This is a genomic window from Hyphococcus sp. (assembly GCF_041986965.1).
Lineage (GTDB): Bacteria > Pseudomonadota > Alphaproteobacteria > Caulobacterales > Parvularculaceae > Hyphococcus.
Map to the genome: position 1 here is coordinate 107992 of NZ_JBHIXB010000002.1, position 23298 is coordinate 131289.

Annotated in this window: 34 protein-coding genes; 33 read left to right on the forward strand and 1 reads right to left on the reverse strand. The window is 59.7% G+C overall.

Annotation, left to right across the window (positions count from 1 at the left end):
* Nucleotides 1-66 precede the first annotated feature (66 nt).
* Complete coding sequence (locus ACFC5L_RS09480; protein ID WP_375203183.1) at nucleotides 67-1305, reverse strand: glycosyltransferase family 4 protein; 1239 nt, start codon at nucleotides 1303-1305, stop codon at nucleotides 67-69.
* Between the two features lie 490 nt (nucleotides 1306-1795).
* Between ACFC5L_RS09480 and rpsL the strand changes: the two genes are divergently transcribed.
* From rpsL to ACFC5L_RS09645, 33 genes are all read left to right on the forward strand, one after another.
* Nucleotides 1796-2167, forward strand: coding sequence for a 30S ribosomal protein S12 (gene rpsL, locus ACFC5L_RS09485; RefSeq protein WP_375203182.1), 372 nt, complete (start codon nucleotides 1796-1798; stop codon nucleotides 2165-2167).
* An 11-nt stretch (nucleotides 2168-2178) separates the two neighbouring features.
* Nucleotides 2179-2649: a 30S ribosomal protein S7 gene (gene rpsG, locus ACFC5L_RS09490; RefSeq protein ID WP_375203181.1), complete on the forward strand. Its 471-nt coding sequence runs from the start codon at nucleotides 2179-2181 to the stop codon at nucleotides 2647-2649.
* A gap of 29 nt (nucleotides 2650-2678) precedes the next feature.
* A complete protein-coding gene (gene fusA, locus ACFC5L_RS09495; protein ID WP_375203180.1) occupies nucleotides 2679-4757 on the forward strand; it encodes an elongation factor G in 2079 nt (692 codons plus the stop codon).
* Between the two features lie 85 nt (nucleotides 4758-4842).
* Nucleotides 4843-6018: an elongation factor Tu gene (gene tuf / locus ACFC5L_RS09500; protein ID WP_375203179.1), complete on the forward strand. Its 1176-nt coding sequence runs from the start codon at nucleotides 4843-4845 to the stop codon at nucleotides 6016-6018.
* A 95-nt stretch (nucleotides 6019-6113) separates the two neighbouring features.
* Nucleotides 6114-6425 carry a 30S ribosomal protein S10 gene (gene rpsJ, locus ACFC5L_RS09505; protein WP_369313984.1) on the forward strand — a complete coding sequence of 104 codons (312 nt, stop codon included), beginning with the start codon at nucleotides 6114-6116 and terminating at the stop codon, nucleotides 6423-6425.
* A 12-nt stretch (nucleotides 6426-6437) separates the two neighbouring features.
* Nucleotides 6438-7304, forward strand: coding sequence for a 50S ribosomal protein L3 (gene rplC, locus ACFC5L_RS09510; protein WP_375203178.1), 867 nt, complete (start codon nucleotides 6438-6440; stop codon nucleotides 7302-7304).
* Nucleotides 7304-7921 carry a 50S ribosomal protein L4 gene (gene rplD, locus ACFC5L_RS09515; protein ID WP_375203177.1) on the forward strand — a complete coding sequence of 206 codons (618 nt, stop codon included), beginning with the start codon at nucleotides 7304-7306 and terminating at the stop codon, nucleotides 7919-7921. The genes rplC and rplD overlap by 1 nt, the downstream gene beginning before the upstream one ends.
* On the forward strand, nucleotides 7918-8232 hold the full coding sequence (locus ACFC5L_RS09520) for a 50S ribosomal protein L23 (protein ID WP_375203176.1): 315 nt from the start codon (nucleotides 7918-7920) through the stop codon (nucleotides 8230-8232). Before rplD ends, ACFC5L_RS09520 begins: the two co-directional genes overlap by 4 nt.
* A 15-nt stretch (nucleotides 8233-8247) precedes the next feature.
* Nucleotides 8248-9087 carry a 50S ribosomal protein L2 gene (gene rplB, locus ACFC5L_RS09525; protein ID WP_375203175.1) on the forward strand — a complete coding sequence of 280 codons (840 nt, stop codon included), beginning with the start codon at nucleotides 8248-8250 and terminating at the stop codon, nucleotides 9085-9087.
* A gap of 17 nt (nucleotides 9088-9104) precedes the next feature.
* Nucleotides 9105-9383 carry a 30S ribosomal protein S19 gene (gene rpsS, locus ACFC5L_RS09530; RefSeq protein WP_375203174.1) on the forward strand — a complete coding sequence of 93 codons (279 nt, stop codon included), beginning with the start codon at nucleotides 9105-9107 and terminating at the stop codon, nucleotides 9381-9383.
* Between the two features lie 2 nt (nucleotides 9384-9385).
* Complete coding sequence (rplV, locus tag ACFC5L_RS09535) at nucleotides 9386-9766, forward strand: 50S ribosomal protein L22 (protein ID WP_375203173.1); 381 nt, start codon at nucleotides 9386-9388, stop codon at nucleotides 9764-9766.
* Nucleotides 9766-10470, forward strand: a complete 705-nt coding sequence (rpsC, locus tag ACFC5L_RS09540) for a 30S ribosomal protein S3 (RefSeq protein ID WP_375203172.1) — start codon at nucleotides 9766-9768, stop codon at nucleotides 10468-10470. The genes rplV and rpsC overlap by 1 nt, the downstream gene beginning before the upstream one ends.
* Nucleotides 10471-10500: 30 nt before the next feature.
* The gene (gene rplP / locus ACFC5L_RS09545) at nucleotides 10501-10914 is read left to right on the forward strand and encodes a 50S ribosomal protein L16 (RefSeq protein WP_375203171.1); all 414 of its coding nucleotides are present in this window, start codon (nucleotides 10501-10503) and stop codon (nucleotides 10912-10914) included.
* A gap of 11 nt (nucleotides 10915-10925) precedes the next feature.
* Nucleotides 10926-11120, forward strand: a complete 195-nt coding sequence (gene rpmC / locus ACFC5L_RS09550) for a 50S ribosomal protein L29 (protein ID WP_375203170.1) — start codon at nucleotides 10926-10928, stop codon at nucleotides 11118-11120.
* A gap of 18 nt (nucleotides 11121-11138) precedes the next feature.
* On the forward strand, nucleotides 11139-11381 hold the full coding sequence (gene rpsQ / locus ACFC5L_RS09555; RefSeq protein ID WP_375203169.1) for a 30S ribosomal protein S17: 243 nt from the start codon (nucleotides 11139-11141) through the stop codon (nucleotides 11379-11381).
* A 65-nt stretch (nucleotides 11382-11446) separates the two neighbouring features.
* Nucleotides 11447-11815: a 50S ribosomal protein L14 gene (gene rplN / locus ACFC5L_RS09560; protein WP_375203168.1), complete on the forward strand. Its 369-nt coding sequence runs from the start codon at nucleotides 11447-11449 to the stop codon at nucleotides 11813-11815.
* Nucleotides 11815-12129 (forward strand): 50S ribosomal protein L24, encoded by a 315-nt coding sequence (gene rplX, locus ACFC5L_RS09565; RefSeq protein WP_375203167.1) that lies wholly within the window; start codon nucleotides 11815-11817, stop codon nucleotides 12127-12129. The genes rplN and rplX overlap by 1 nt, the downstream gene beginning before the upstream one ends.
* The gene (gene rplE / locus ACFC5L_RS09570) at nucleotides 12122-12682 is read left to right on the forward strand and encodes a 50S ribosomal protein L5 (RefSeq protein WP_375203166.1); all 561 of its coding nucleotides are present in this window, start codon (nucleotides 12122-12124) and stop codon (nucleotides 12680-12682) included. Before rplX ends, rplE begins: the two co-directional genes overlap by 8 nt.
* A gap of 58 nt (nucleotides 12683-12740) precedes the next feature.
* Nucleotides 12741-13046, forward strand: a complete 306-nt coding sequence (rpsN, locus tag ACFC5L_RS09575) for a 30S ribosomal protein S14 (RefSeq protein WP_375203165.1) — start codon at nucleotides 12741-12743, stop codon at nucleotides 13044-13046.
* Between the two features lie 16 nt (nucleotides 13047-13062).
* A complete protein-coding gene (rpsH, locus tag ACFC5L_RS09580) occupies nucleotides 13063-13461 on the forward strand; it encodes a 30S ribosomal protein S8 (RefSeq protein WP_375203164.1) in 399 nt (132 codons plus the stop codon).
* A gap of 17 nt (nucleotides 13462-13478) precedes the next feature.
* Complete coding sequence (gene rplF, locus ACFC5L_RS09585; RefSeq protein WP_375203163.1) at nucleotides 13479-14012, forward strand: 50S ribosomal protein L6; 534 nt, start codon at nucleotides 13479-13481, stop codon at nucleotides 14010-14012.
* 24 nt (nucleotides 14013-14036) lie between these two features.
* The gene (gene rplR / locus ACFC5L_RS09590; RefSeq protein ID WP_375203162.1) at nucleotides 14037-14390 is read left to right on the forward strand and encodes a 50S ribosomal protein L18; all 354 of its coding nucleotides are present in this window, start codon (nucleotides 14037-14039) and stop codon (nucleotides 14388-14390) included.
* Between the two features lie 11 nt (nucleotides 14391-14401).
* Nucleotides 14402-14989, forward strand: coding sequence for a 30S ribosomal protein S5 (gene rpsE / locus ACFC5L_RS09595; RefSeq protein WP_375203161.1), 588 nt, complete (start codon nucleotides 14402-14404; stop codon nucleotides 14987-14989).
* 12 nt (nucleotides 14990-15001) lie between these two features.
* Complete coding sequence (gene rpmD, locus ACFC5L_RS09600) at nucleotides 15002-15187, forward strand: 50S ribosomal protein L30 (RefSeq protein ID WP_375203160.1); 186 nt, start codon at nucleotides 15002-15004, stop codon at nucleotides 15185-15187.
* Nucleotides 15188-15295: 108 nt separating this feature from the next.
* The gene (gene rplO, locus ACFC5L_RS09605; RefSeq protein ID WP_375203159.1) at nucleotides 15296-15775 is read left to right on the forward strand and encodes a 50S ribosomal protein L15; all 480 of its coding nucleotides are present in this window, start codon (nucleotides 15296-15298) and stop codon (nucleotides 15773-15775) included.
* Between the two features lie 112 nt (nucleotides 15776-15887).
* Nucleotides 15888-17228 (forward strand): preprotein translocase subunit SecY, encoded by a 1341-nt coding sequence (gene secY / locus ACFC5L_RS09610; RefSeq protein ID WP_375203158.1) that lies wholly within the window; start codon nucleotides 15888-15890, stop codon nucleotides 17226-17228.
* Nucleotides 17225-17815: an adenylate kinase gene (locus tag ACFC5L_RS09615; protein ID WP_375203157.1), complete on the forward strand. Its 591-nt coding sequence runs from the start codon at nucleotides 17225-17227 to the stop codon at nucleotides 17813-17815. The genes secY and ACFC5L_RS09615 overlap by 4 nt, the downstream gene beginning before the upstream one ends.
* Before the next feature lie 233 nt (nucleotides 17816-18048).
* Nucleotides 18049-18417, forward strand: coding sequence for a 30S ribosomal protein S13 (rpsM, locus tag ACFC5L_RS09620; protein WP_375203156.1), 369 nt, complete (start codon nucleotides 18049-18051; stop codon nucleotides 18415-18417).
* 12 nt (nucleotides 18418-18429) lie between these two features.
* A complete protein-coding gene (gene rpsK, locus ACFC5L_RS09625) occupies nucleotides 18430-18825 on the forward strand; it encodes a 30S ribosomal protein S11 (protein ID WP_375203155.1) in 396 nt (131 codons plus the stop codon).
* 47 nt (nucleotides 18826-18872) lie between these two features.
* A complete protein-coding gene (locus ACFC5L_RS09630) occupies nucleotides 18873-19883 on the forward strand; it encodes a DNA-directed RNA polymerase subunit alpha (protein ID WP_375203289.1) in 1011 nt (336 codons plus the stop codon).
* A gap of 39 nt (nucleotides 19884-19922) precedes the next feature.
* On the forward strand, nucleotides 19923-20360 hold the full coding sequence (gene rplQ, locus ACFC5L_RS09635) for a 50S ribosomal protein L17 (protein ID WP_375203154.1): 438 nt from the start codon (nucleotides 19923-19925) through the stop codon (nucleotides 20358-20360).
* Nucleotides 20361-20528: 168 nt separating this feature from the next.
* Nucleotides 20529-21974 (forward strand): Do family serine endopeptidase, encoded by a 1446-nt coding sequence (locus ACFC5L_RS09640; protein WP_375203153.1) that lies wholly within the window; start codon nucleotides 20529-20531, stop codon nucleotides 21972-21974.
* A gap of 8 nt (nucleotides 21975-21982) precedes the next feature.
* On the forward strand, nucleotides 21983-23293 hold the full coding sequence (locus ACFC5L_RS09645) for a replication-associated recombination protein A (RefSeq protein WP_375203152.1): 1311 nt from the start codon (nucleotides 21983-21985) through the stop codon (nucleotides 23291-23293).
* Nucleotides 23294-23298: the final 5 nt, after the last annotated feature.

Here is a 23298-nt window from a genome sequence, read left to right on the forward strand (position 1 = left end):
GGCGGACAACACGAATAAAAACGGCGGCCTTTTGGGCCGCCGTTTTCGTATTTCAGCTTCGGTCTGTCAGCTTTGTTCGATTTGCGCGTCCGGTTCGCCGTTCAAGACGACTTTGAGGATATGGGTCAGCCCGTAGCGCCGGTCGAGAAACGGGGCCGACGCCTCGGGGCAGGCTGCGACCATGGCGGCGTACCAGTCCGGATCGTCGATCAGTTTCAGGATCTCTTCCACATAGGAGTCCGGGTCGTTGGTGCGTCCCGCGACGGCGGCGGACCGCAACAGCTCCAGCGCCGGCACCACGGGGTTCGAGATCAGCGGGCGGCCTGCAAGCGCGGCTTCAGCGGCGGTCATGGCGAGCCCCTCAACAAAGGTGCTGCGGGTCGGCACGATGGAGCAATGGGACTGAGCGTAAACCTCGACGAGGTCGTCGAGCGAGGTCCACCCTTTGGCCTCAACGGCCTGATCGAGGCCAAGGGCTGATATCCGCTGTTTCATTTCCTCAAGCTCGGCGCCGGTGCCGCAGACCACCCAGCGCACCCGCCCGGGCGCCCGGGTCTCGACCTGACGGGCCATTTCCACGATGTCGAGGACGCCTTTGCCTTCCGTCACCCGGCCGATGAACATGATCTGGAAAGGCCGGCGGTCATGAGGCGGCGCGGGCGGTATGCGGTCGAAGAAGTCTTTCTGGAACTGGGCCCGGATCTGGAGCAGGGGGCGGCAGTCGGGACCGGCCAGCTCCTCGACCTGGCGGGAGCACACTGGGGACACGCACAGGCTCGCCAGCGGCACACGCCGCCAGAACGGGCGGTCCAACATCTCGATCAGCCGAACGGCCGCGCCGGAGGGCCTGAAACCGTTCGGCCATAGGGAATTGTGCAGGACCGGGACAACCTTGATCCCTGCGGCGGCGAAGAGCGATTGCCAGAAATAATGGGTGCAGCCTGAATCGAGGATCGCCACATCGGCCTTGAACCGGATCGCCCGCCGTAGGAGCTTCAGGCCGTAAGCCAGCTCCCGGAGGTGGTAGGCGAGGCCGCTTGCGCCGGGTGAGGGCTTCGGGAGATGTTCGATCGTGACATCGCCATCCTCGAAATAGGTCTTTTCGTGGTGATAACAGACGATATAGAGCGCGGCCCCGACATCCTTGGCGTATTGCTCGATCTGGCTCGAAAAGGTGATCGAGACCTCGGTCGGGTCATGAAGGCCCGCTTTCCAGGCTTTATGGGCGCCGACTGAGTCTCCGGGGCCGGCGACGTAAAAAACCCGTTTCGGGTTAAGCGGTTGGTTTTGAAGCGGGCGCGCCATAGATCCTTCCCTTTGAGCGATTCGAACTAGCACGCGCGTCTGAAAATTCCGCTACGGCGCGAAAGATGGCGCAAGTCCCGGGCCACCGGGGCCTGAAAGAGCGGCGGGGAAGGGCATTTTCCGCTTGATTTCAGCGCGCGACAGGCGATTTATGGCGTATCAGGCCTTGATGCCGCGGCGCTGAGCCTAAGCCGCGAAAAAACAGGCCGAAACGTCTTTTATTTTCGTAAACACGTATTGACCCATCCGACTCGCCTCGGTATGTCTCGCGCCGCTGAATGGCTGGCCGTCAGCTCTTCCTTCTTTGGAAGACCCTGAAACGCAGCCGCTTTTAGCTGATAACAGTTTGGTTTTTTGAGCGGCGTTCCGCCTGACGGGGCTCCGCTCGTTTGCGTCATGGATAATCCCGTCCATGGCGCGAGGGATTTGGGTCAACGCCCGCGAGAAGCGAAGGCAAGCCCCTGAGACTCGAGCCGGAGAACGGAAACGGATGCCGACGATACAACAACTTATCCGCAAGCCGCGGAAGCCGAAACGCGCGATTAACAAAGTGCCGGCGCTTGAGGGCAATCCTCAAAAGCGCGGCGTTTGTACGCGCGTTTACACGACGACTCCGAAAAAGCCGAACTCGGCGCTTCGGAAAGTCGCCAAAATCCGCCTGACCAATGGTCATGAGGTGATCGGCTATATTCCGGGCGAAGGCCACAATCTTCAGGAGCACTCGGTGGTCCTGATCCGCGGCGGCCGCGTGAAAGACCTTCCCGGCGTTCGCTACCACATCATCCGCGGCGTGCTCGACACGCAGGGCGTCAAAGACCGCAAACAGCGCCGTTCGAAATACGGCGCCAAGCGTCCGAAGTAAGGATATAAGAGATGTCACGTCGTCACCGCGCAGAAAAACGCGTCGTTCATCCGGACCCGAAGTTCGGCGACAAGACCGTTTCGAAATTCATGAACTACGTCATGGTCGACGGCAAAAAGCCGGCGGCTGAAAAGATCGTCTATGGCGCATTCGAAAAGATCGAATCTAAGCTTCGCCGTCCGCCGGTTGAGCTCTTCAAGGAAGCGCTTGAGAATGTGACGCCGGCGATCGAGGTCCGCTCCCGCCGCGTCGGCGGTGCGACATATCAGGTTCCGGTTGAAGTTCGCCCGGACCGCAAGCTCGCTCTCGCCATGCGCTGGATCATTTCCGCGGCTCGCTCGCGCAATGAAACCACCATGGTCGACAAGCTTTCGAACGAACTGATGGACGCCGCCCAGAACCGGGGCGCGGCTGTCAAAAAGCGCGAGGACACGCACCGGATGGCTGAAGCCAACCGCGCTTTCTCGCATTATCGCTGGTAACGGAATTGAAAGAGTAAGGGCCCGCAGTCATGGCGCGCACGCACAAAATCGAGGACTACCGTAACTTCGGCATCATGGCCCACATTGATGCGGGCAAGACGACGACGACCGAACGCGTCCTCTATTACACCGGCAAGTCCCACAAGATCGGCGAAGTCCATGACGGTGCCGCGACGATGGACTGGATGGAACAGGAGCAGGAGCGCGGGATTACGATCACGTCCGCTGCGACGACCTGCCATTGGAAAGACAAGCGTCTCAACATTATCGACACGCCAGGCCACGTCGACTTCACGATTGAAGTCGAGCGTTCCCTGCGCGTTCTCGATGGCGCCGTGGCGCTTCTCGACGCCAACGCCGGCGTTGAGCCGCAGACGGAAACGGTCTGGCGTCAGGGCGACAAATATAAAGTGCCGCGCATCTTCTTCATCAACAAGATGGATAAGATCGGCGCTGACTTCTATTACTCTGTCGACACCATTCACAAACGTCTCGCTGCGAAGACGGTTATTCTCCAGCTGCCGATTGGCGCTGAGAACAACTTCAAAGGCATTGTCGATCTCATCAAGATGAAAGCCGTCATCTGGGAAGAGGAAAGCCTCGGCGCCGCCTTCCACGAAGAAGACATTCCGGCTGATCTCGTCGACAAGGCGAATGAATACCGCGAAAAAATGATCGAGACGGTTGTCGAGATCGATGAAGAGGCGATGGAAGCCTATCTCGAAGGCAATGAGCCGGACGAGGCCACCATCAAGCGCCTCATCCGTCAGGGCACCTGTAAGGTCGAATTCCATCCGGTTCTGTGCGGCTCCGCCTTCAAGAACAAAGGCGTCCAGCCGATGCTCGACGCGGTTGTCGACTTCTTGCCGAGCCCGGTTGAAGTTCCGGCGATCAAAGGCGTTCTTCCCGACTCCGAAGAGGAAGTCGTGCGCAAGTCGTCTGACGATGAGCCGCTTTCCATGCTCGCCTTCAAGGTGATGAACGACCCGTTTGTGGGCTCGCTCACTTTCTGCCGCATCTATTCGGGCAAGCTCGAAGCCGGTTCGCAGCTGATGAACACGGTGAAGGGCAAGAAAGAACGCGCCGGCCGGATGCTGCAAATGCACTCCAACAGCCGCGAAGAAATCAAAGAGGCTTATGCTGGCGACATCATCGCTGTTGTGGGCCTTAAAGACACCACGACAGGCGACACGCTTTGCGATCCTCAAAAGCCGGTTGTGCTTGAGCGCATGGAATTCCCGGAGCCGGTGATCGAGCTTGCTGTTGAGCCGAAGACCAAGGCTGACCAGGAAAAAATGGGCCTCGCGCTGCAGCGTCTCGCCGCTGAAGACCCGTCCTTCCGCGTCTCGACCGATGAAGAATCCGGCCAGACCATCATCAAAGGCATGGGCGAGCTTCACCTCGACATTCTTGTCGACCGTATGAAGCGCGAATTCAAAGTCGAAGCCAATATCGGCGCGCCGCAGGTGGCCTATCGCGAAACGATCACCAAAGAAGCCGACATCGACTACACCCACAAGAAACAGTCGGGCGGTTCAGGCCAGTTCGCGCGCATCAAATTCCGGGTTATCCCGCAAGAGCCGGGAACGGGTTACGAGTTCGAAAGCCAGATCGTCGGCGGGTCCATTCCGAAGGAATATATTCCGGGCGTCGAAAAAGGCATCAACTCGATCCGTGAAACGGGTCTCCTGGTGGGCTTCCCGATTCTCGATTTCAAAATCGAGCTTTATGACGGCGCCTTCCACGATGTGGACTCCTCGGTGCTGGCCTTCGAAATCGCGGCGCGCGCTGCGTTCCGCGAAAACAAGCCGGCGCTTGGTCTTGCGCTGCTTGAGCCGGTCATGAAAGTGGAAGTCGTCACGCCGGAAGAATACACCGGCACCGTGATCGGCGACCTCAATTCGCGGCGCGGGCAGATCCAGGAACAGGAAATGCGCGGCAACGCCAACGTCGTTCACGCGATGGTGCCGCTCGCCAACATGTTTGGTTATGTGAACAATCTTCGCTCGGCGACCCAGGGTCGCGCTCAGTACACGATGCAATTTGATCATTATGAGCGCGTGCCGAAAGCGGTTGAAGACGAAGTGAAGGCGAAGCTGGCAGGCTAGCCAACTAAGAGAGGCCGCCCGCCAGAACGTAGATCCGGGCGATCAGGTTTAACGACAGACGTCAAAGAAGACGGAGAGAAGTGAAATGTCGAAGGAAAAGTTTGAACGTAACAAGCCGCACGCCAACATCGGCACCATTGGTCACGTTGACCATGGCAAAACGACGCTGACGGCGGCCATCACCAAATATTTCGGTGACTTCAAGGCGTATGACCAGATTGATGCGGCGCCGGAAGAAAAAGCCCGCGGCATCACCATTTCGACGGCGCACGTTGAATATGAAACCGATGCGCGTCACTACGCTCACGTCGACTGCCCAGGTCACGCTGACTATGTGAAAAACATGATCACCGGCGCGGCGCAGATGGACGGCGCGATCTTGGTTGTGAACGCCGCTGACGGCCCGATGCCGCAGACGCGCGAGCACATCCTGCTTGCTCGCCAGGTTGGCGTTCCGGCGATTGTTGTTTACCTCAACAAAGTCGACCAGGTTGACGACGAAGAGCTTCTTGAGCTCGTCGAAATGGAAGTTCGTGAACTTTTGTCTTCCTACGAATTCCCGGGCGACGATATTCCGATCGTCAAAGGTTCGGCGCTGGCCGCTCTTGAAGGTCGTGACCCGGAAATCGGCGAGAATTCCATCAAGGAACTGATGGAAGCTGTCGACAGCTACATCCCGACCCCGGATCGTCCGGTTGACCAGCCGTTCCTCCTGCCGATCGAAGACGTGTTCTCGATCTCCGGCCGCGGCACCGTTGTGACCGGCCGTGTTGAGCGCGGCGTTGTCAATGTTGGCGACGAACTCGAAATCGTCGGCATCAAAGACACCAAGAAAACGACCTGCACGGGCGTTGAAATGTTCCGCAAGCTGCTTGATCGCGGTGAAGCAGGCGACAACGTTGGCGTTCTTCTTCGCGGCATCGAGCGTGATGCGGTTGAACGCGGCCAGGTGCTCTGCAAGCCGGGCTCTGTGACCCCGCACACGAAATTCGTGGCCGAGGCCTACATCCTGACGAAAGAAGAAGGCGGCCGCCATACGCCGTTCTTCACGAACTACCGCCCGCAGTTCTACTTCCGCACGACCGACGTGACCGGTGTTGTGACGCTAAAAGAAGGCGTTGAGATGGTCATGCCGGGCGACAACGTGGAAGTGAATGTCGAGCTCATCGTGCCGATCGCCATGGAAGAAAAGCTCCGCTTTGCTATCCGTGAAGGCGGCCGCACCGTCGGCGCCGGCATCGTCTCGAAAATCATCGAGTAGCAGGCAGAAATATTGCGCGGACCGGCCCTAAACCGGTCCGCGCTTTCGACTCAAAAGACAGAAGTTAGAATTTTTCAAAGAGCGAAGCGTAGACCATGCAACAGAATATCCGCATCAGGCTCAAAGCGTTCGATCATCGCGTGCTCGACGCTTCGACGTTGGAAATCGTGAATACGGCGAAACGCACAGGCGCAAATGTGCGCGGGCCTATCCCGCTGCCGACCCGCATCGAGCGTTACACGGTCAACCGTTCGCCGCATATCGATAAGAAGAGCCGTGAGCAGTTCGAAATGCGCACCCATAAGCGCATGCTCGATATCGTCGATCCGACGCCGCAAACGGTGGATGCGCTGATGAAACTCGACCTCTCGGCTGGCGTCGATGTCGAAATCAAGCTTGGCGCCTAAGGAGCATTTGAGATGCGCACGGGATTAATTGCAAAGAAAGTCGGGATGACCCGCATCTTCTCGGCGGAAGGCGAACACCTTCCGGTGACGGTGATGCAGCTCGAGGGCTGTCAGGTCGTCGGTCAGCGAACGGCTGATAAAAACGGCTACACGGCGGTGCAGCTCGGCGCTGGCGCCAAAAAGGCCAAGCGCACGACCAAGGCTGAGCGCGGCCAGTTCGCCAAGGCGAATGTGGAGCCGAAGGCGAAAGTCGTCGAGTTCCGCGTGTCGGAAGACAACATGCTCAATGTCGGTGAAGAGATTATCGCCGACCATTATTTCGAAGGCCAGTATGTCGATGTGACCGGCACCTCCATTGGTAAAGGCTTCGCCGGCGCCATGAAGCGGCACAATTTCGGCGGCCTGCGTGCGACTCATGGTGTTTCGATCTCGCACCGTTCCCATGGTTCTACGGGCCAGTGTCAGGATCCGGGCAAGGTCTTCAAAGGCAAGAAGATGGCCGGTCACATGGGCGCATCGCGCGTGACCACGCAAAATCTTCAGGTCGTCAAAACGGACTCCGATCGCGGCCTGATCCTGATCAAAGGCGCCGTGCCAGGTCCGAAAGGCGGCTGGGTGCTGATCAAGGACGCCGTGAAAAAGCCGTTCCCTGAAAACGCCATTCTTCCTGCGGCGCTGAAGTCCGCTGCCGAGGAAGCTGCGAAGCAGGCTGAAGAGGCCGCCAAGCAGGCTGCCGCTGAAGAAGAGGCCGCGGCCAAGGCCGCCGCCGAAGAGGCGCGCGCCCAACAGGAAGCGGCGTTGAAAGAACAGCAATCCGGCGCCGGCGCTGAAGGCGTCGAAGCCGCAGATGAAACCGAGCAGAAGGAAGGGGACGAATAATGAAAACCGACGTCCTCAGCATTGACAGCAAGAAGGCCGGCTCCATCGATCTCGATGACGGGATCTTCGGACTTGAGCCGCGCGCAGACATTCTGCATCGCTGCGTTGTCTATCAATTGGCGAAACGCCAGCAAGGCACGCACAAGGCGAAAGAGCGCGGCGAGGTGAAAGCCACGTCGAAAAAATGGGGCCGCCAAAAAGGCGGCGGCGGCGCCCGTCACGGCAACCGCGCAGCCCCGCAATTCCGCGGCGGCGGCAAGGCTCACGGGCCTCGCGTGCGCAGCCATGCGATCGATCTGCCGAAAAAGGTCCGCCGTCTGGCGCTGAAGCATGCGCTGTCTGCAAAAGTGGCTGAAGGCTCGCTGATCATCATCGACGAAGCCAAGCTCGCCGACGCCAAGACCAAGACGCTGGTCGAGGCTTTTGCGAAAATGAACATCGCGAATGCGCTGATCGTTGACGCTTCTGTTGACGAGAATTTCGGCCTTGCTACGCGCAACCTCGCGGGCATCGACATGCTGCCGGTCATTGGCGCGAATGTTTACGACATTCTGCGCAAGGACAAGCTGGTCCTCACCAAAGCGGCCGTTGAAGGTCTGGAGGAGCGCCTCAAATGAGCAAGAAGAGCGAAACGACGGCCGTTGAGGCCCATTACAACACGCTGATTGCGCCGGTGATCACCGAGAAATCGACGATCGCCTCGGAGAATAATCAGGTTGTGTTCGAAACACCGCTCACGGCGACGAAGCCGGAGATCAAGGAAGCCGTTGAGGCGCTGTTCAAGGTGAAAGTGAAAGCCGTGAACACGTTGCGCATCAAAGGCAAAAACAAGCAGTTCAAAGGGCGCCCCTATACGCGCTCCACAGTGAAAAAAGCGGTTGTGACTCTCGAAGAAGGTCACGCCATCGATGTGACGACCGGACTTTAAGGCAGGTTTATTCCAATGGCTTTGAGAAAATTCAAACCGACGACGCCGAGCCGCCGCCAGCTTGTGCTGGTGGACCGCAGCGAGCTTTGGAAGGGCAAGCCTGTCAAATCGCTGACGGAAGGCCTGACCGAGAAAGCGGGCCGCAACAACACCGGCCGCATCACCGTTCGCCGCCGCGGCGGCGGGGTGAAGAAGACCTATCGCATCGTCGACTTCAAACGGAACAAGTTTGACATCGAAGCGAAGGTTGAGCGTCTCGAATATGATCCGAACCGTTCGGGCTTCATCGCGCTGGTGAAATATCTCGATGGCGAGCAGGCTTATATTCTCGCGCCGCAGCGCCTGAAAGCCGGCGATAAGATCATCGCTGGCGAAAAGGTCGACGTGAAGCCTGGCAACGCGATGAAGCTGAAAGCCATTCCGGTCGGCACGATCATTCACAATGTGGAATTGAAGCCAGGCAAAGGCGGCCAGGTGGCGCGTTCCGCCGGCTCTTACGCCCAGCTCGTCGGCCGTGACTCAGGCATGGCGCAGGTGCGGATGCAGTCGGGCGAAGTTCGTCTGATCTCCGGGGAATGCATGGGCACCATCGGCGCCGTTTCAAACCCGGACCACATGAACCAGTCGATCGGCAAAGCCGGCCGCAATCGCCACAAGGGCAAGCGTCCTTCCGTGCGCGGCGTCGTGATGAACCCGGTCGATCACCCCCATGGCGGCGGCGAAGGCCGCACCTCGGGCGGCCGTCACCCGGTCACGCCGTGGGGCAAGCCGACCAAGGGCGCCAAAACCCGCAAGAACAAAGCAACTGACAAATTCATTCTGCGCTCGCGTCACGCGCGCAAGAAGAAGAAATAGGCCGGAGATAAAACGACATGCCACGTTCAGTCTGGAAAGGTCCGTTCGTCGACCGCTATCTCCTGAAGAAAGCGGAAGAGTCGCAGGACGGAAAACACAAAGGCGGGATCAAGTCCTGGTCACGCCGTTCAACTATCCTGCCGCAATTCGTCGGGCTGACGTTCAACGTCTATAACGGCCAGAAATTCATCCCCGTTCATGTCACTGAAGACATGGTCGGTCACAAGTTCGGCGAATTCTCTCCGACCCGGTCCTATTACGGTCACGGCGCGGACAAGAAGGCGAAGAGGAAATAGTCATGGGGCAGAGCAAAAATCCCCGGCGCGTTGGTGAAACCCAGGCCATGGCCAAAGGCCGTCTGATCCGCACCTCGCCGCAGAAACTGAACCTCGTGGCGCAGCTCATCCGCGGCATGCCGGTTGAAAAGGCGCTCGCAGAGCTGACCTTCTCGCGCAAGCGCATCTCCCAGAACGTCAAAAAAGTTCTGGAAAGCGCGATCGCGAACGCTGAGAACAACCACGATCTCGACATCGACCAGCTCGTTGTCGATCAGGCTTTCGTCGGCAAGAACATGGTCATGAAGCGCTGGAAAGCCCGCGCCCGCGGCCGCGTCGGCAGAATTCAAAAACCGTTTTCTGAAATCACGATCGTCGTGAAAGAAGTTGAGGAGGCCGCTTAATGGGCCAGAAAGTCAACCCAATCGGCCTGCGCCTCGGTATCAACCGTACCTGGGACTCGCGCTGGTTCGCCGGTAAAGCCGCCTATGGCGATTTGCTGCATGAAGACCTCGCGATCCGGAAGTATCTCGAAAAGCGCCTTCAGCAGGCCGGCGTGTCGCGCATCGTGATTGAACGTCCGCACAAAAAATGCCGCGTGACGATCTACACCGCGCGTCCGGGTGTTGTGATCGGCAAAAAAGGCGCCGATATCGAAAAGCTGCGTCAGGAACTGTCGAAGCTTTCGTCGTCGGAAACGGTTCTCAACATCGTCGAGATCCGCAAGCCTGAAATCGATGCGACCCTCGTTGCAGAGAACATCGCGCAGCAGCTTGAGCGCCGCGTCGCGTTCCGCCGCGCCATGAAGCGCGCCATGCAGACCGCACAGCGCATGGGCGCCCTCGGCATTCGCGTCAACGTCTCCGGCCGTCTCGGCGGCGCTGAGATCGCGCGCATGGAATGGTACCGCGAAGGCCGCGTGCCGCTGCATACGCTTCGCGCCGACATCGATTACGGCGTCGCGACCGCCCAGACGACTTACGGCGCCATCGGCGTCAAGGTCTGGATCTTCAAGGGCGAGATTATGGAACATGACCCCATGGGTCAGGAAAAGCGGTTGATCGAAGCCCAGACGGGCGGCGTCGGTCATCAGCAGCGCAACAACTAGCGCGAAGAAGGATTTTGGAGCGAGCCAGTCATGCTGCAGCCTAAAAGAACAAAATTCCGCAAGATGCACAAAGGGCGCATCAAGGGCGCCGCAAAAGGCGGCACGGATCTGAATTTCGGATCCCATGGTCTGAAAGCCATGGAGCCGGAGCGCGTGACCTCGCGTCAGATCGAAGCCACTCGCCGCGCCATCACCCGCGCCATGAAGCGTCAGGGCCGTGTGTGGATTCGCATTTTCCCGGATGTGCCGGTGTCGAAAAAACCGACCGAGGTGCGCATGGGTAAAGGTAAGGGCTCGGTTGAATACTGGGCCGCGAAAGTGAAGCCGGGCCGCATCATGTTTGAACTTGACGGCGTGCCGGACGACATCGCCCGTGAGGCGCTGTTGCTTGGCGCGGCGAAGCTGCCGATCAAGACGCGCATCGTTTCGCGCATCGGTGAGTAAGGAGATCAGTCATGAACGCCAGCGAAGCACGCGATATGACCGCCGATGAACTGAAGGACCGTCTCCTGCAGCTCAAGCGCGAACAGTTTAACCTGCGCTTTCAAAAAGCGTCGGGTCAGCTCGAAAAAACCGCACGGATCGGCGAAGTGCGTAAAGACATCGCCCGGATCAAAACCATTCTCGGCGAAAAAAACCGGGCGAACTAAGGATAAGAGGCGAAAGCAATGCCAAAACGCATTCTGCAAGGCTCCGTGGTGAGCGACAAAGGCGAAAAGACAGTGGTCGTGAATGTCGAGCGTATGTTTACGCATCCGCTGTTCAAGAAAGTTGTTCGCCGCTCCAATCGTTTTCACGCTCATGATGCGGAAAACAAATACAAGGTCGGCGATCTCGTCCGCATCCAGGAATGCGCGCCGAAGTCCAAGCTGAAACGCTGGGAAGTCATCGGCCTCGGGTCAAAAGGTTAATCCCGTCCGCAAGTCGCGGGTGGAAAGAGTGAAGCGGGGCCTGAGGGCCCATCAGGAGGATCACCATGATCCAGATGCAATCAAATTTGGACGTCGCCGATAATTCCGGCGCAAAGCGCGTTCAGTGCATCAAGGTGCTTGGCGGCGCGAAACGCAAATATGCCGGCGTCGGCGACATTATCGTCGTGTCGGTGAAGGAAGCGATTCCGCGCGGCCGCGTGAAAAAGGGCCAGGTCATGAAGGCCGTGGTCGTGCGCACCGCGAAAGACATCAAGCGCAAGGACGGGTCGGTGATCCGGTTCGACCGCAACGCCGCTGTCCTTATCAATAACAACAAAGAGCCGATCGGCACACGTATCTTTGGCCCGGTGACCCGCGAACTGCGCGCCGCCAAGCACATGAAGATCGTGTCGCTTGCGCCGGAGGTGCTGTAATGGCTGCGAAGATCAAAAAGGGCGACAAGGTCGTCGTGCTCGCCGGCAAGGACCGGGGCGCTGAAGGTGAAGTCATTCAGGTCATGCCGAAAGCCGACCGCGTGGTCGTGCGCGGCGTCAACCTGATCAAGAAGCACCAGAAGCAAACGCCGCAACAAGAAGGCGGGATCATTACGCGCGAAACGTCGATCCATGTTTCCAATGTGGCGCTGAAAGATCCGTCGACGGGCAAACCAACCCGCGTCGGCTTCAAGATTGAAGATGGAAAGAAAGTGCGCGTCGCAAAAGCGTCGGGTGAGGTTATCGATGGCTGAAGCTCAATCATATGAACCGCGTCTGAAGACGCTTTATCGCGACACCATCCGGTCGAAAATGAACGACAAGTTCAAATATTCGAATCCGATGATGATGCCGTCGATCGACAAGATCGTGATCAATATGGGCGTCGGCGACGCCGTCAACGACCGCAAGGCGGTTGATGCGGCCCTGGCGGATCTCACTTTGATCGCCGGTCAGCGTCCGGTCGTCACCAAGGCCAAGAAATCCATCGCCGGCTTCAAGCTGCGCGAAGGCATGGCGGTCGGCGCCAAAGTGACGCTCCGCAAGGACCGCATGTACGAATTTCTCGATCGTCTGATCACCATCGCGCTGCCGCGCGTACGCGACTTCCGCGGTCTCAACGCCAAGAGCTTTGACGGACGCGGCAATTACGCGATGGGCCTTAAAGAACACATCGTGTTTCCGGAAATCGACTATGACAAGGTCGACAAGATCCGGGGCATGGACATCATCGTTTGCACAACCGCCGGCAATGACGACGAGGCGCGCGAGCTTCTTCGGGAATTCAACTTCCCGTTCAGGAAATAAGAAAGGCATTGGGCAAGGTCTGCGGGTTCCGCGGAAACCGGCTTGAGAAGGAGAATACATGGCGAAGAAATCAATGGTCGAGCGCGATCTCAAACGCCGCCGCATGGCGAAAAAGTTTGAGTCCAAACGCAACCGGCTGAAAGCGATCATCAGGGATCAGGAGCAGTCCGGCGAGGACCGCTTCATGGCGGCGCTCAAGCTCGCAGAGCTTCCGCGCAACTCCTCGAAGACGCGCATCCGCAATCGCTGCCAGGTCAGCGGCCGTCCGCGCGGCTACTACCGTAAGCTCAAGATGTCGCGCATCGCGCTGCGTCAACTGGGTTCGGCCGGGAAGATCCCGGGCCTCGTGAAGTCAAGCTGGTAAGGGAGCCTGTAGAACAATGGCTATCAATGATCCCGTCGGCGATTTGATCACCCGCATCCGCAACGCGCAGATGCGCCGGCATTCGACCATGAGCGTTCCGGCCTCGAAGCTGCGCGGCTGGCTGCTCGATGTTCTTGAGGCCGAAGGCTACATCCGTGGCTATTCGCGCATCGAGAAAGACGGCGAAAAGCCGAGCTTTGAAGTCGAGCTGAAATATTACGAAGGCGCGCCTGTGATCCAGAAGATCAAGCGGGTCTCCAAGCCCGGCCGCCGGGTTTATTCTTCGGTTCGCGATCTCGGGTCCGTTCGCAACGGCCTCGGCATCTCGATTGTTTCGACGCCGAAGGGCGTCATGTCAGATGCAGCTGCGCGCGACGCCAATGTTGGCGGCGAAGTGCTCTGCGAAGTTTACTAAGGCTGGGAGCGAGATAGATGTCCCGCATCGGTAAAAAAGCGATCCCCGTGCCGAAGGGCGTGACCGTGACGGTCGACGGCCAGTCGGTCACGGCGAAAGGTCCGAAAGGCGAACTCAATTTCGTCGTCAACGATCTGTGCACGGTTGCGCTCGAAAATGATGAGCTGACGGTGAAGCCGGTCAATAATTCGAAGCCTGCGCGCTCGCTCTGGGGTATGAGCCGCACGCAGCTTTCGAATATGTTCGACGGCGTCGCCAATGAGTTCACCAAGACCCTTGAGCTGGTGGGCGTTGGTTATCGCGCGCAGATGAAGGGCACGGCGCTTTCGCTGGCCCTCGGTTACAGCCACGATATCGACTATCCGGCCCCGGAGGGCGTCAAGCTCGCGGCGCCGAAGCCGACGGAAATCATCGTTTCCGGCATCGACAAGCAAAAGGTCGGACAGGCCGCCGCGGAGATCCGCGCGTTCCGTCCGCCGGAGCCTTATAAAGGCAAGGGCGTGAAATACGCTGACGAATTCATCTTCCGTAAGGAAGGCAAGAAGAAGTAACGCTTCGCTAGAGGAAATCGGGCAATGGCCGATCAAAAGAGAAAACAACAGATTTCACGGGCGGGCCGCACGCGCCGCAAGATCAAGCGCGTCTCCACTGAGCGTCCGCGCCTGTCGGTGTTCCGTTCGTCGAAAAACATCTCGGCGCAGATCATCGATGACGCGCAAGGAAAGACGCTTGCGGCGGCTTCTTCGCTGGAAAAGGATTTCGGCAAGGGCTCCGACAAGGACTCGGCGGCGAAAGTCGGCAAAGCGCTTGCTGATCGAGCTGTTAAAGCTGGCGTCAAGGAAGTCGTGTTTGACCGCGGCGGTTACATGTATCACGGCCGGGTGAAAGCGCTTGCGGACGCCGCGCGCGAAGCCGGTCTTAATTTCTAGGGAGTTTGAAGATGGCGCGTGAAGAAGGACGTGGCCGCGGACGCGGACAAGGCAGAGGCCGGGGCGAACGCGAAGAGCGCGACGAATTCGTCGACAAGCTCGTTGCGATCAACCGCGTTGCGAAAGTGGTGAAGGGCGGCAAGAACTTCGGTTTCGCCGCGCTCGTCGTCGTCGGCGATCAGAAAGGCCGCGTCGGTTTCGGCAAGGGCAAAGCCCGCGAAGTGCCGGAAGCGATCCGTAAGGCGACCCAGGAAGCCAAGCGCAACCTCGTGCGCGTGCCGCTTCGCGAAGGCCGCACGCTGCATCACGATGCTGCGGGCCGTTGGGGCGCAGGCAAGGTTGTTCTGCGGTCGGCCCCTCCGGGCACCGGCATCATCGCAGGCGGCCCGATGCGCGCGATCTTTGAAACGCTTGGCGTTCAGGACGTCGTTGCAAAATCGATCGGCTCCTCGAACCCTTACAACATGGTGCGCGCCACGGTGAATGCGCTGCAGAACCAGCAGAGCCCGCGGAGCATGGCCGCCAAGCGTGGTAAAAAGGTTTCCGATATTCTTTCCGCTCGCGGCCCCGCCGCCGATGCGGCTGACGCTGCTGCTTAAAGGATCACAGTCATGGCGAAGAAAATGTTGAAAGTCCGCCAGACGGGCAGCCCGATCCGCCGTCCGCAAGATCAACGGGCGACGCTGGTCGGCCTCGGTCTGAACAAGATCGGCCGCGAGCGCGAGCTTGAGGATACGCCGGCTGTGCGCGGCATGATCCGCAAGGTTTCCCACCTCGTCGAGGTGGTGGAAGACTAAACCGGCGGGGCGAAGGCCCCGTCATTTTGTTGCCCTCCGTTTATTTCGAGAGGGCGTTCAGGCGAGGCGGCGTTTCAACGAAATCGCTGTCGCAAGTCGAGGTAAAAAATGAAACTCAATCAGCTTTCCGACAATAAAGGCGCGCGCAAGTCACGCACGCGCGTTGGCCGCGGCATCGGCTCCGGCAAAGGCAAGACCGGCGGACGCGGCGTCAAGGGTCAGAAATCCCGTTCGGGCGTTTCCGGCATCCGCGCCTATGAAGGCGGTCAGATGCCGCTTTACATGCGTTTGCCGAAGCGCGGGTTTAACAAGCCGAACCGGGCGGCCTTTGTCGAAGTCAATGTGGGCCGTCTCCAGGCCGCTGTTGACGCCGGCAAGCTCGATGCGGGCAAATCCATTGACGTCGAGGCGCTGGTCGAGGCCGGCGTTGTCCGCCGCGCCAAGAACGGTGTCCGGCTGCTTGGCGTCGGCGAGCTCAAATCAAAGCTCAATCTTGTGGTCGCGCACGCTTCCGCTGGCGCCAAGGCGGCGGTCGAAAAGGCTGGCGGCTCCGTGACGCTGGTCCAGGGCGAAGCCAAAGGCGAGTAGGGGTTGACCGAAGGGGGTTGCGGGCGCCGCCCGCAGTCTCCACATGGCCACGGTTGCGCTCTAGCGCATGTGAGGGGCCGCCCAAAAGGGCAAGTTGAACAGGGACAGGCCGATGACGTCCGCAGCGGAACAGTTCGCGTCGAACATCAATCTCTCTTCTTTCGCGAAAGCGGAAGAGCTGAAGAAGCGTTTGCTGTTCACGCTCGGCGCGCTGATCGTCTATCGCCTCGGCACCTTCGTACCGATTCCGGGGATTGACCCCATCGCTTTCAGCCAAGGCTTCCAGAGCCAGCAGGGCGGCCTTCTCGGCACGCTCAATATCTTTGCCGGCGGCGCGGTTGAGCGCATGGCGATCTTCGCCCTCAACATCATGCCTTACATTTCGGCCTCGATCATCATGCAGCTCATGTCGGCGGTGATCCCGTCGCTTGAGAAGGTGAAGAAAGAGGGTGAGCAGGGCCGCCGCCAGATCAACCAGTACACCCGTTATCTGACCGTGTTCCTTGCGACCATGCAGGGCTATTTCATCGCGGTGTCGCTGCAAGGCTCGCCGGGCACCGTCATCGATCCGGGCCCGTACTTCCTCATGACGACGACGGTCACGCTGGTCGGCGGCGTGATGTTCCTGCTCTGGCTTGGCGAGCAGATTACGGCGCGCGGCGTCGGCAACGGCGTGTCGCTCATCATCTTCGCCGGCATCGTCGCGGAACTGCCGCGGGTTGCGGCCTCGCTCCTCGATCAGGGCCGGGCCGGCGGCGGCATTGGCGGCGGCGCGATCCTCGTGATCGCTGCGCTGGCGCTGGGCCTGATCGCCTTTGTGGTCTTTATGGAGCGCTCCCAGCGCCGGATTCTCGTCCAGTATCCGCGCCGCCAGGTCGGTCAGCGCATGACGCAAGGGGAGAAATCCCACCTGCCGCTCAAGATCAACGTGTCGGGCGTCATTCCGCCGATTTTCGCGTCTTCGCTGCTGCTCCTGCCGGCGACGGCGGCGGGTGCGGTTGGCGACGGATCGCCCCAGTGGCTGCAGGACCTCACCTTCCTGTTCGCGCCGGGCCGTCCGCTTTACATCGCGTTCTACGCGACGCTGATCATCGTCTTCACCTTCATCTACACCTCCGTTGTCTTCAACGTCGAAGATGTGGCGGATAACCTCAAGAAATATGGCGGTTTCGTTCAGGGCTACCGCCCGGGGCCGCGCACGGCGGAATATCTCGATTTCGTCCTGACCCGCCTCACGGTCATCGGCGCCATGTATCTGACGGCGGTCTGTATTTTCCCGGAAATCTTGAAATCGGCCTATGGCCAGTCGATCCCGGTCTATATCGGCGGCACGTCGCTCCTGATCGTCGTGTCCGTGACCCTCGACACGGTGGGCCAGATCCAGGGCCATCTGGTCGCCCAGCAATATGAAGCGCTGATCAAGAAATCGAAATTGCGCGGGGGGAGACGATGATTGTTATCTTTCTCGGACCGCCGGGCGCCGGCAAAGGCACCCAGGCCGCTCATATCGTAGAACGCTACGGCATTCCCCAGCTTTCCACCGGCGACATGCTGCGCGCTGCGGTCGCCGCGAAATCTCCGGTTGGCCTGAAGGCCAAGGCGATCATGGACGCCGGCAATCTCGTCTCGGATGACATTGTGGCCGCGATCATCGAGGAGCGCATCGAGGCTGACGATTGCGCCCCCGGCTTCCTGCTGGACGGCTTCCCGCGGACCATTCCGCAGGCCGAGATGCTCGATGCGATCCTGACCAAAAAGGGCCGGGCCGTCGACGCGGTCGTGGAGCTCCGGGTGGACGAGGCGGCGCTGATCGACCGCCTCCGCAACCGCATCAAGGAAACCAAGGCCAGGGGCGAGGAAGTCCGGGCTGACGACAATGAAGAGACCTTCGCGAAACGGCTTCAGGTCTATCGCGAACAGACGGCGCCGCTGATCCCTTACTATGAGGGACAGGGCAAATTGCGGGCTGTGGACGGCATGCAGACGGTCGAGGCCGTTTCCGCCGCCATTGACGCGATATTGGACCAAATTCAGGGCTGAATTAGCCTTGAAAAGCGGTTGACGGCGGGCGGCGCGTGGGCTTATCAACGCGCTCTCCGTCAGAAGGAGTACCGCCCGCCCGGCAGGGGTTACCCCCTATGCGCCGTCGCGGGTCTTGTTGCTTGGAAACAGGCGGCTTTTTGAGTTGCGTAAGAGGCGGGTCCGAATGGACCTTTAAAATGGTTGGCCCGGCCAAGGGAAAAGGGGCGAGATGAAACAGAAGGGAACAACCTGTGGCCCGTATAGCAGGCGTTAATATTCCAACGAACAAGCGCGTCACCATCGCGCTGCGTTACATTCACGGCATCGGCCCGGCGAAAGCCGCAGAGATTTGCGAAAAGGTCGGCATCGCGCCTGAGCGCCGCGTCAATGAACTGTCGGACTCCGAAGTCCTGCAGATCCGCGAAACCATCGACAGCGATTACATGGTTGAGGGCGACCTTCGCCGCGACGTCGCGGTGAACATCAAGCGCCTGATGGACCAGGGCTGCTATCGCGGTCTGCGTCACCGTCGCGGCCTGCCGGTTCGCGGCCAGCGCACCCACACAAACGCCCGCACGCGCAAGGGCCCCGCGAAGCCGATCGCCGGCAAGAAGAAGTAAGGATACTGAACAATGGCGAAGCAAGCAGCCGGAACGCGCGTCAAACGCCGGGAACGCAAAAACATCTCGACGGGCGTTGTTCATGTGAACGCGTCCTTCAACAACACCATGATCACAATTTCCGACGAACAGGGAAACACGATTTCCTGGTCTTCGGCAGGCGGCATGGGCTTTAAGGGCTCGCGCAAGTCAACGCCTTACGCCGCGCAGCTCGCTGCGGAAGACGCCGCGAAAAAAGCCATGGATCACGGCCTTCAGACCGTCAGCGTCGAAGTGCGCGGACCGGGTTCAGGCCGTGAAAGCGCGCTTCGCGCGCTGCAGTCCGCGGGCCTTACGGTTACCGTTATTCATGACGTCACGCCAATTCCCCATAATGGCTGCCGTCCCCGCAAGCGCCGCCGCGTTTAATCACGATACGGAATAAAGAGAGCGATCCACCTATGGATACGACAAACATCCTCGAAAAAAACTGGCTTGAGCTGATCCGCCCGACGAAACTGGAAGTTTCGCCAGGCGCTGACGCCAATCGCAAGGCGGCCATCATAGCCCAGCCGCTTGAGCGCGGCTTTGGCCTGACGCTTGGCAACTCCCTGCGCCGCATTCTGATGTCCTCGCTGCAGGGCGCGGCCGTGACCTCGATCCAGATCGACGGCGTGGTCCACGAATTCTCGTCCATTCCGGGCGTGCGCGAGGACGTGACGGACATCGTTCTCAACATTAAACAGCTTGCGCTGCGCATGCATGCGGACGGGCCGAAGCGCCTGGTTCTGAAGAAATCAACGCCAGGCGTTGTGACGGCCGGCGACATTGAGGAAACCTCTGCGGTTGAAATCCTCAATAAGGATCATGTCATCTGCCATCTCGATCAGGGCGCGAATTTGCGCATTGAGATGACGGTGAACACGGGCAAGGGCTACGCCCCAGCCGAAGCGAACCGTCCGGAAGATGCGCCGATCGGCCTTATCCCGGTCGACAGCCTCTATTCACCGGTGAGCCGCGTCGCCTATCGCGTGGAAAACACCCGCGAAGGTCAGGTGCTCGACTATGACAAGCTGATCATGGATGTCGAAACTGACGGCTCCCTGTCTCCTGACGACGCGGTCGCCTATGCGGCGCGCATCCTTCAGGACCAGCTCCAGATCTTCATCAATTTCGACGAACCGACGAAAGACAAAGGCGGCGACGCCCGCGAAGAGCTTCCGTTCAACCCGGCGCTGTTGCGCAAGGTCGACGAGCTTGAGCTTTCGGTGCGTTCTGCGAACTGCCTGAAGAACGACAACATCGTTTATATCGGCGACCTTATCCAGAAAACCGAAGCGGAAATGCTCCGCACACCGAACTTCGGCCGCAAGTCCTTGAACGAGATCAAGGAAGTGCTTGCTGGTCTCGGCCTTCACCTCGGTATGGATGTGCCCGACTGGCCGCCAGAAAACATCGAAGAACTCGCGAAGAAATTTGACGAATAGAAAACGACCGGCGAGAGCCGGCCATAAGGAGTAAAAGCCATGCGACACGGGATGGCGCAAAGAAAACTGAACCGGACTCACGAACACCGCAAAGCGATGTTCGCGAACATGTCCTGTGCGCTGATCAAGCATGAGCAGATCACGACGACGTTGCCGAAAGCCAAAGAGCTTCGCCCCATCGTCGAAAAGCTCGTGACGAAAGCGAAACATGCGGCCAAAGACGAAGGCCGTGCGCTTCACCTGCGCCGTCAGGTCATTTCGTCGATCCGGGACGAAAGCATGGCGAAAAAGCTTTTCGACACGCTTGGCCCCCGCTACGCCGAACGTGACGGCGGCTATATCCGCATCATGAAGGCCGGCTTCCGCTATGGCGACAATGCGCCGCTCGCGGTCATTGAATTCGTCGACCGCGATGAAGACGCCAAGGGACTGGATTCCGGCCCCGTCATGGGCGTTGAGGATGATGACGAAGAATAGATCTCTGGTCTTTTCGATACGGCTTAAAGGCGGTCTTCGGGCCGCCTTTTCTTTTGCTGAAGGGGCGCAAATAATCTGACGGCGATGCGCTGCAATTGCCGCCGCGATCCCTTATATTTCAGCAGCGGCGTCGCCGCGCCAGAAAATCCGCTGCAGATAGGTTGACCCATGCGTCTTTTCTCCCACGGACTCATTTCTTCATTTGCGATCCTCGCCGCGTCTGCGGCCTGCGCCCAGCCGGCCCCGGAAGCGCCGAGCGCGCCGGCCGGTGAAATGGCGGGTGACGCCATCGCTCAGTCGCCGCGCGTTGTGCCCAATTCCATGGAAGATGTGAAAATGTCTTTCGCGCCGGTGGTGGAGCGCGCCGCGCCCGCCGTCGTCAATGTTTACACCAAACGCGTCGTGCAGCAGCGCAGCCCCTTTGCGGGCGATCCGTTCTTCGAACGCTTTTTTGGCGGCGGGGGCCCGCGCGAGCAAAATTCGCTCGGGTCCGGCGTTGTCGTCAGCCCGGATGGGGTCGTTGTCACGAACAATCATGTCATTGACGGTATGACGGAGATCAAGGTCGTGTTGAGCGACCGGCGCGAGTTTGAAGCGGAGCTCGTGCTCGCTGATCCGCAGACGGACCTTGCGGTTCTGCGCATCACACCGGACGAGCCCTTGCCTTATCTCACTTTCGCCAATTCCGATTCCATCCATGTGGGTGATGTGGTTCTCGCCATCGGCAACCCGTTCGGCGTCGGCCAGACGGTGACCAGCGGCATCATTTCCGCGCTGGCGCGCACCGCCGTTTCCATTTCCGATTATCAGTTCTTTATCCAGACCGACGCCGCGATCAATCCGGGTAATTCCGGCGGCGCCCTGATCGACATTGACGGTCGCGTGGTCGGCATCAACTCGGCGATCTATTCGCGCTCGGGCGGGTCTAACGGCATCGGTTTCGCCATCCCCTCGCGGCTTGTGCAGCAGGTAATCAAATCGGCGATCTCCGGCACGGCGCTGGTGCGCCCGTGGCTCGGCGCGTCGTCAAGCACGGTGACGGCCGACATGGCCAAGGCCCTGAAACTCGATCGCCCGGCGGGCGCTATTGTCGACGACACATGGGAGAAAGGGCCGGCGGAACTGGCGGGAATTCGCGCTGGCGATGTCATCATCGAGGTCGACGGCCAGCCGGTCTATGACGCCCAGACCCTGCAATATCGCGTTGGCGTCAATAATGACGGCGACAATGCAGAGGTGGTTTATGTGCGCAACGGCAAGACGCGCAACGCAACGGTGAAGCTCACGCTGCCGCCGGAAACGCCGGCGCGCGACACCCGTGAGCTTGAGGGCAACCACCCTCTGAACGGCGTTACGGTCGACAATCTTTCGCCGCGCTTCGCCGAGGAGCTCGGTCTCGACCCTCTATCCAAAGGCGTTGTCGTCTCCGATGTGGCGCCGCGTTCTTTCGCGGCGCGCCGGGGCTTGCGTCCCGGCCACAAGATTGTCTCCGTCAATGGAAACCATGTGACGACAGCGGCGGCGCTGGCGCGCGAGATCAGCAAACCGGCGGCGAGCTGGGAGCTGGAAGTTGACACCGGCGGGCGCATCGTTCCCTGGCGGGTGGGTAGATAGGAACGCGCATGAGCGATCTCTTTGGCGCGGCGGGACTGGAAAAAGACGCGCCGCGTCCGCTTGCGGACCGGCTGCGCCCGACGACGCTTGCAGAGGTTGTGGGGCAGGATCACCTGCTGGCGAAAGGCGCGCCCTTGCGGCGGATGCTCGATGCGGGGCGATTGTCCTCGCTCGTCCTCTGGGGCCCGCCCGGCGTCGGCAAGACGACCATTGCGCGGCTTCTCGCTGAGGACGCCAAGCTCGAATTTGAACAGATTTCCGCGATCTTTTCCGGCGTCGCCGATTTGCGCAAAGTCTTTGAACGCGCCAAGGCGCGGCGTGCGGCGGGGAAGGGAACGCTGCTCTTTGTTGACGAGATCCATCGCTTCAACAAGGCGCAGCAGGACAGTTTCCTGCCTCATGTGGAATCCGGCGTCATTACGCTTGTCGGCGCCACCACGGAAAATCCGTCCTTCGAGCTGAACGCCGCGCTCTTGTCGCGCGCGCAGGTCTTTACGCTGAACCGTCTCGATGACGCCGCACTTGAACTGCTTTTGAAGCGCGCGGAAAAAGAGGAAGGACGCGACCTTCCACTCGCGGAAAACGCCCGCGAGTTGATGCGCAATATGGCCGATGGCGACGGCCGCTTCATGCTCAATCTCGCCGAGGAAGTGTTCGCCGAACCCGAAGGGCGCAAACCGATTGAGCCGAAGGAACTAGGCGAGATCGTCCAGCGCCGGGCGCCGGTTTACGACAAGAGCGATGAGTCCCACTACAATCTCGCCAGCGCTTTGCAAAAATCCATTCGCGGCTCGGATGTTGACGCCGCGCTTTACTGGGCGGCGCGCATGGTTGTTGGCGGGGAAGATCCGAAATTCATCTTCCGCCGCCTTATCGTTGTGGCGTCTGAGGATGTGGGCAACGCCGACCCGCAGGCGCTGCCGCTGGCGATCGCGGCGAAGGACGCCTATGAGTTCCTCGGCCAGCCGGAAGGCGAGATCGCCCTCGGCCAACTCGTGACCTATCTCGCCACTGCGCCCAAGTCGAACCGCGCCTATGTCGCCTTTCACAACGCCAAGGCCGCGGCGAAAGAGACGGGTTCGCTGATGCCGCCCATGCATGCCGTCAATGCGCCGACGAAACTCATGAAAGAGCTCGGCTATCACAAAGGCTATGAATACGACCATGACGCCGATGGCGGTTTTGCCGGGCTCAGTTATTTTCCTGACGGGATGGCGCGCCAGAAATTCTATCAGCCGACGCAATACGGGTTCGACAAGGAAATCGCCAAACGTCTCGATTATTGGGACCGCAAGCGGCGCGAGAAATCCGGGTCCTGATGCAG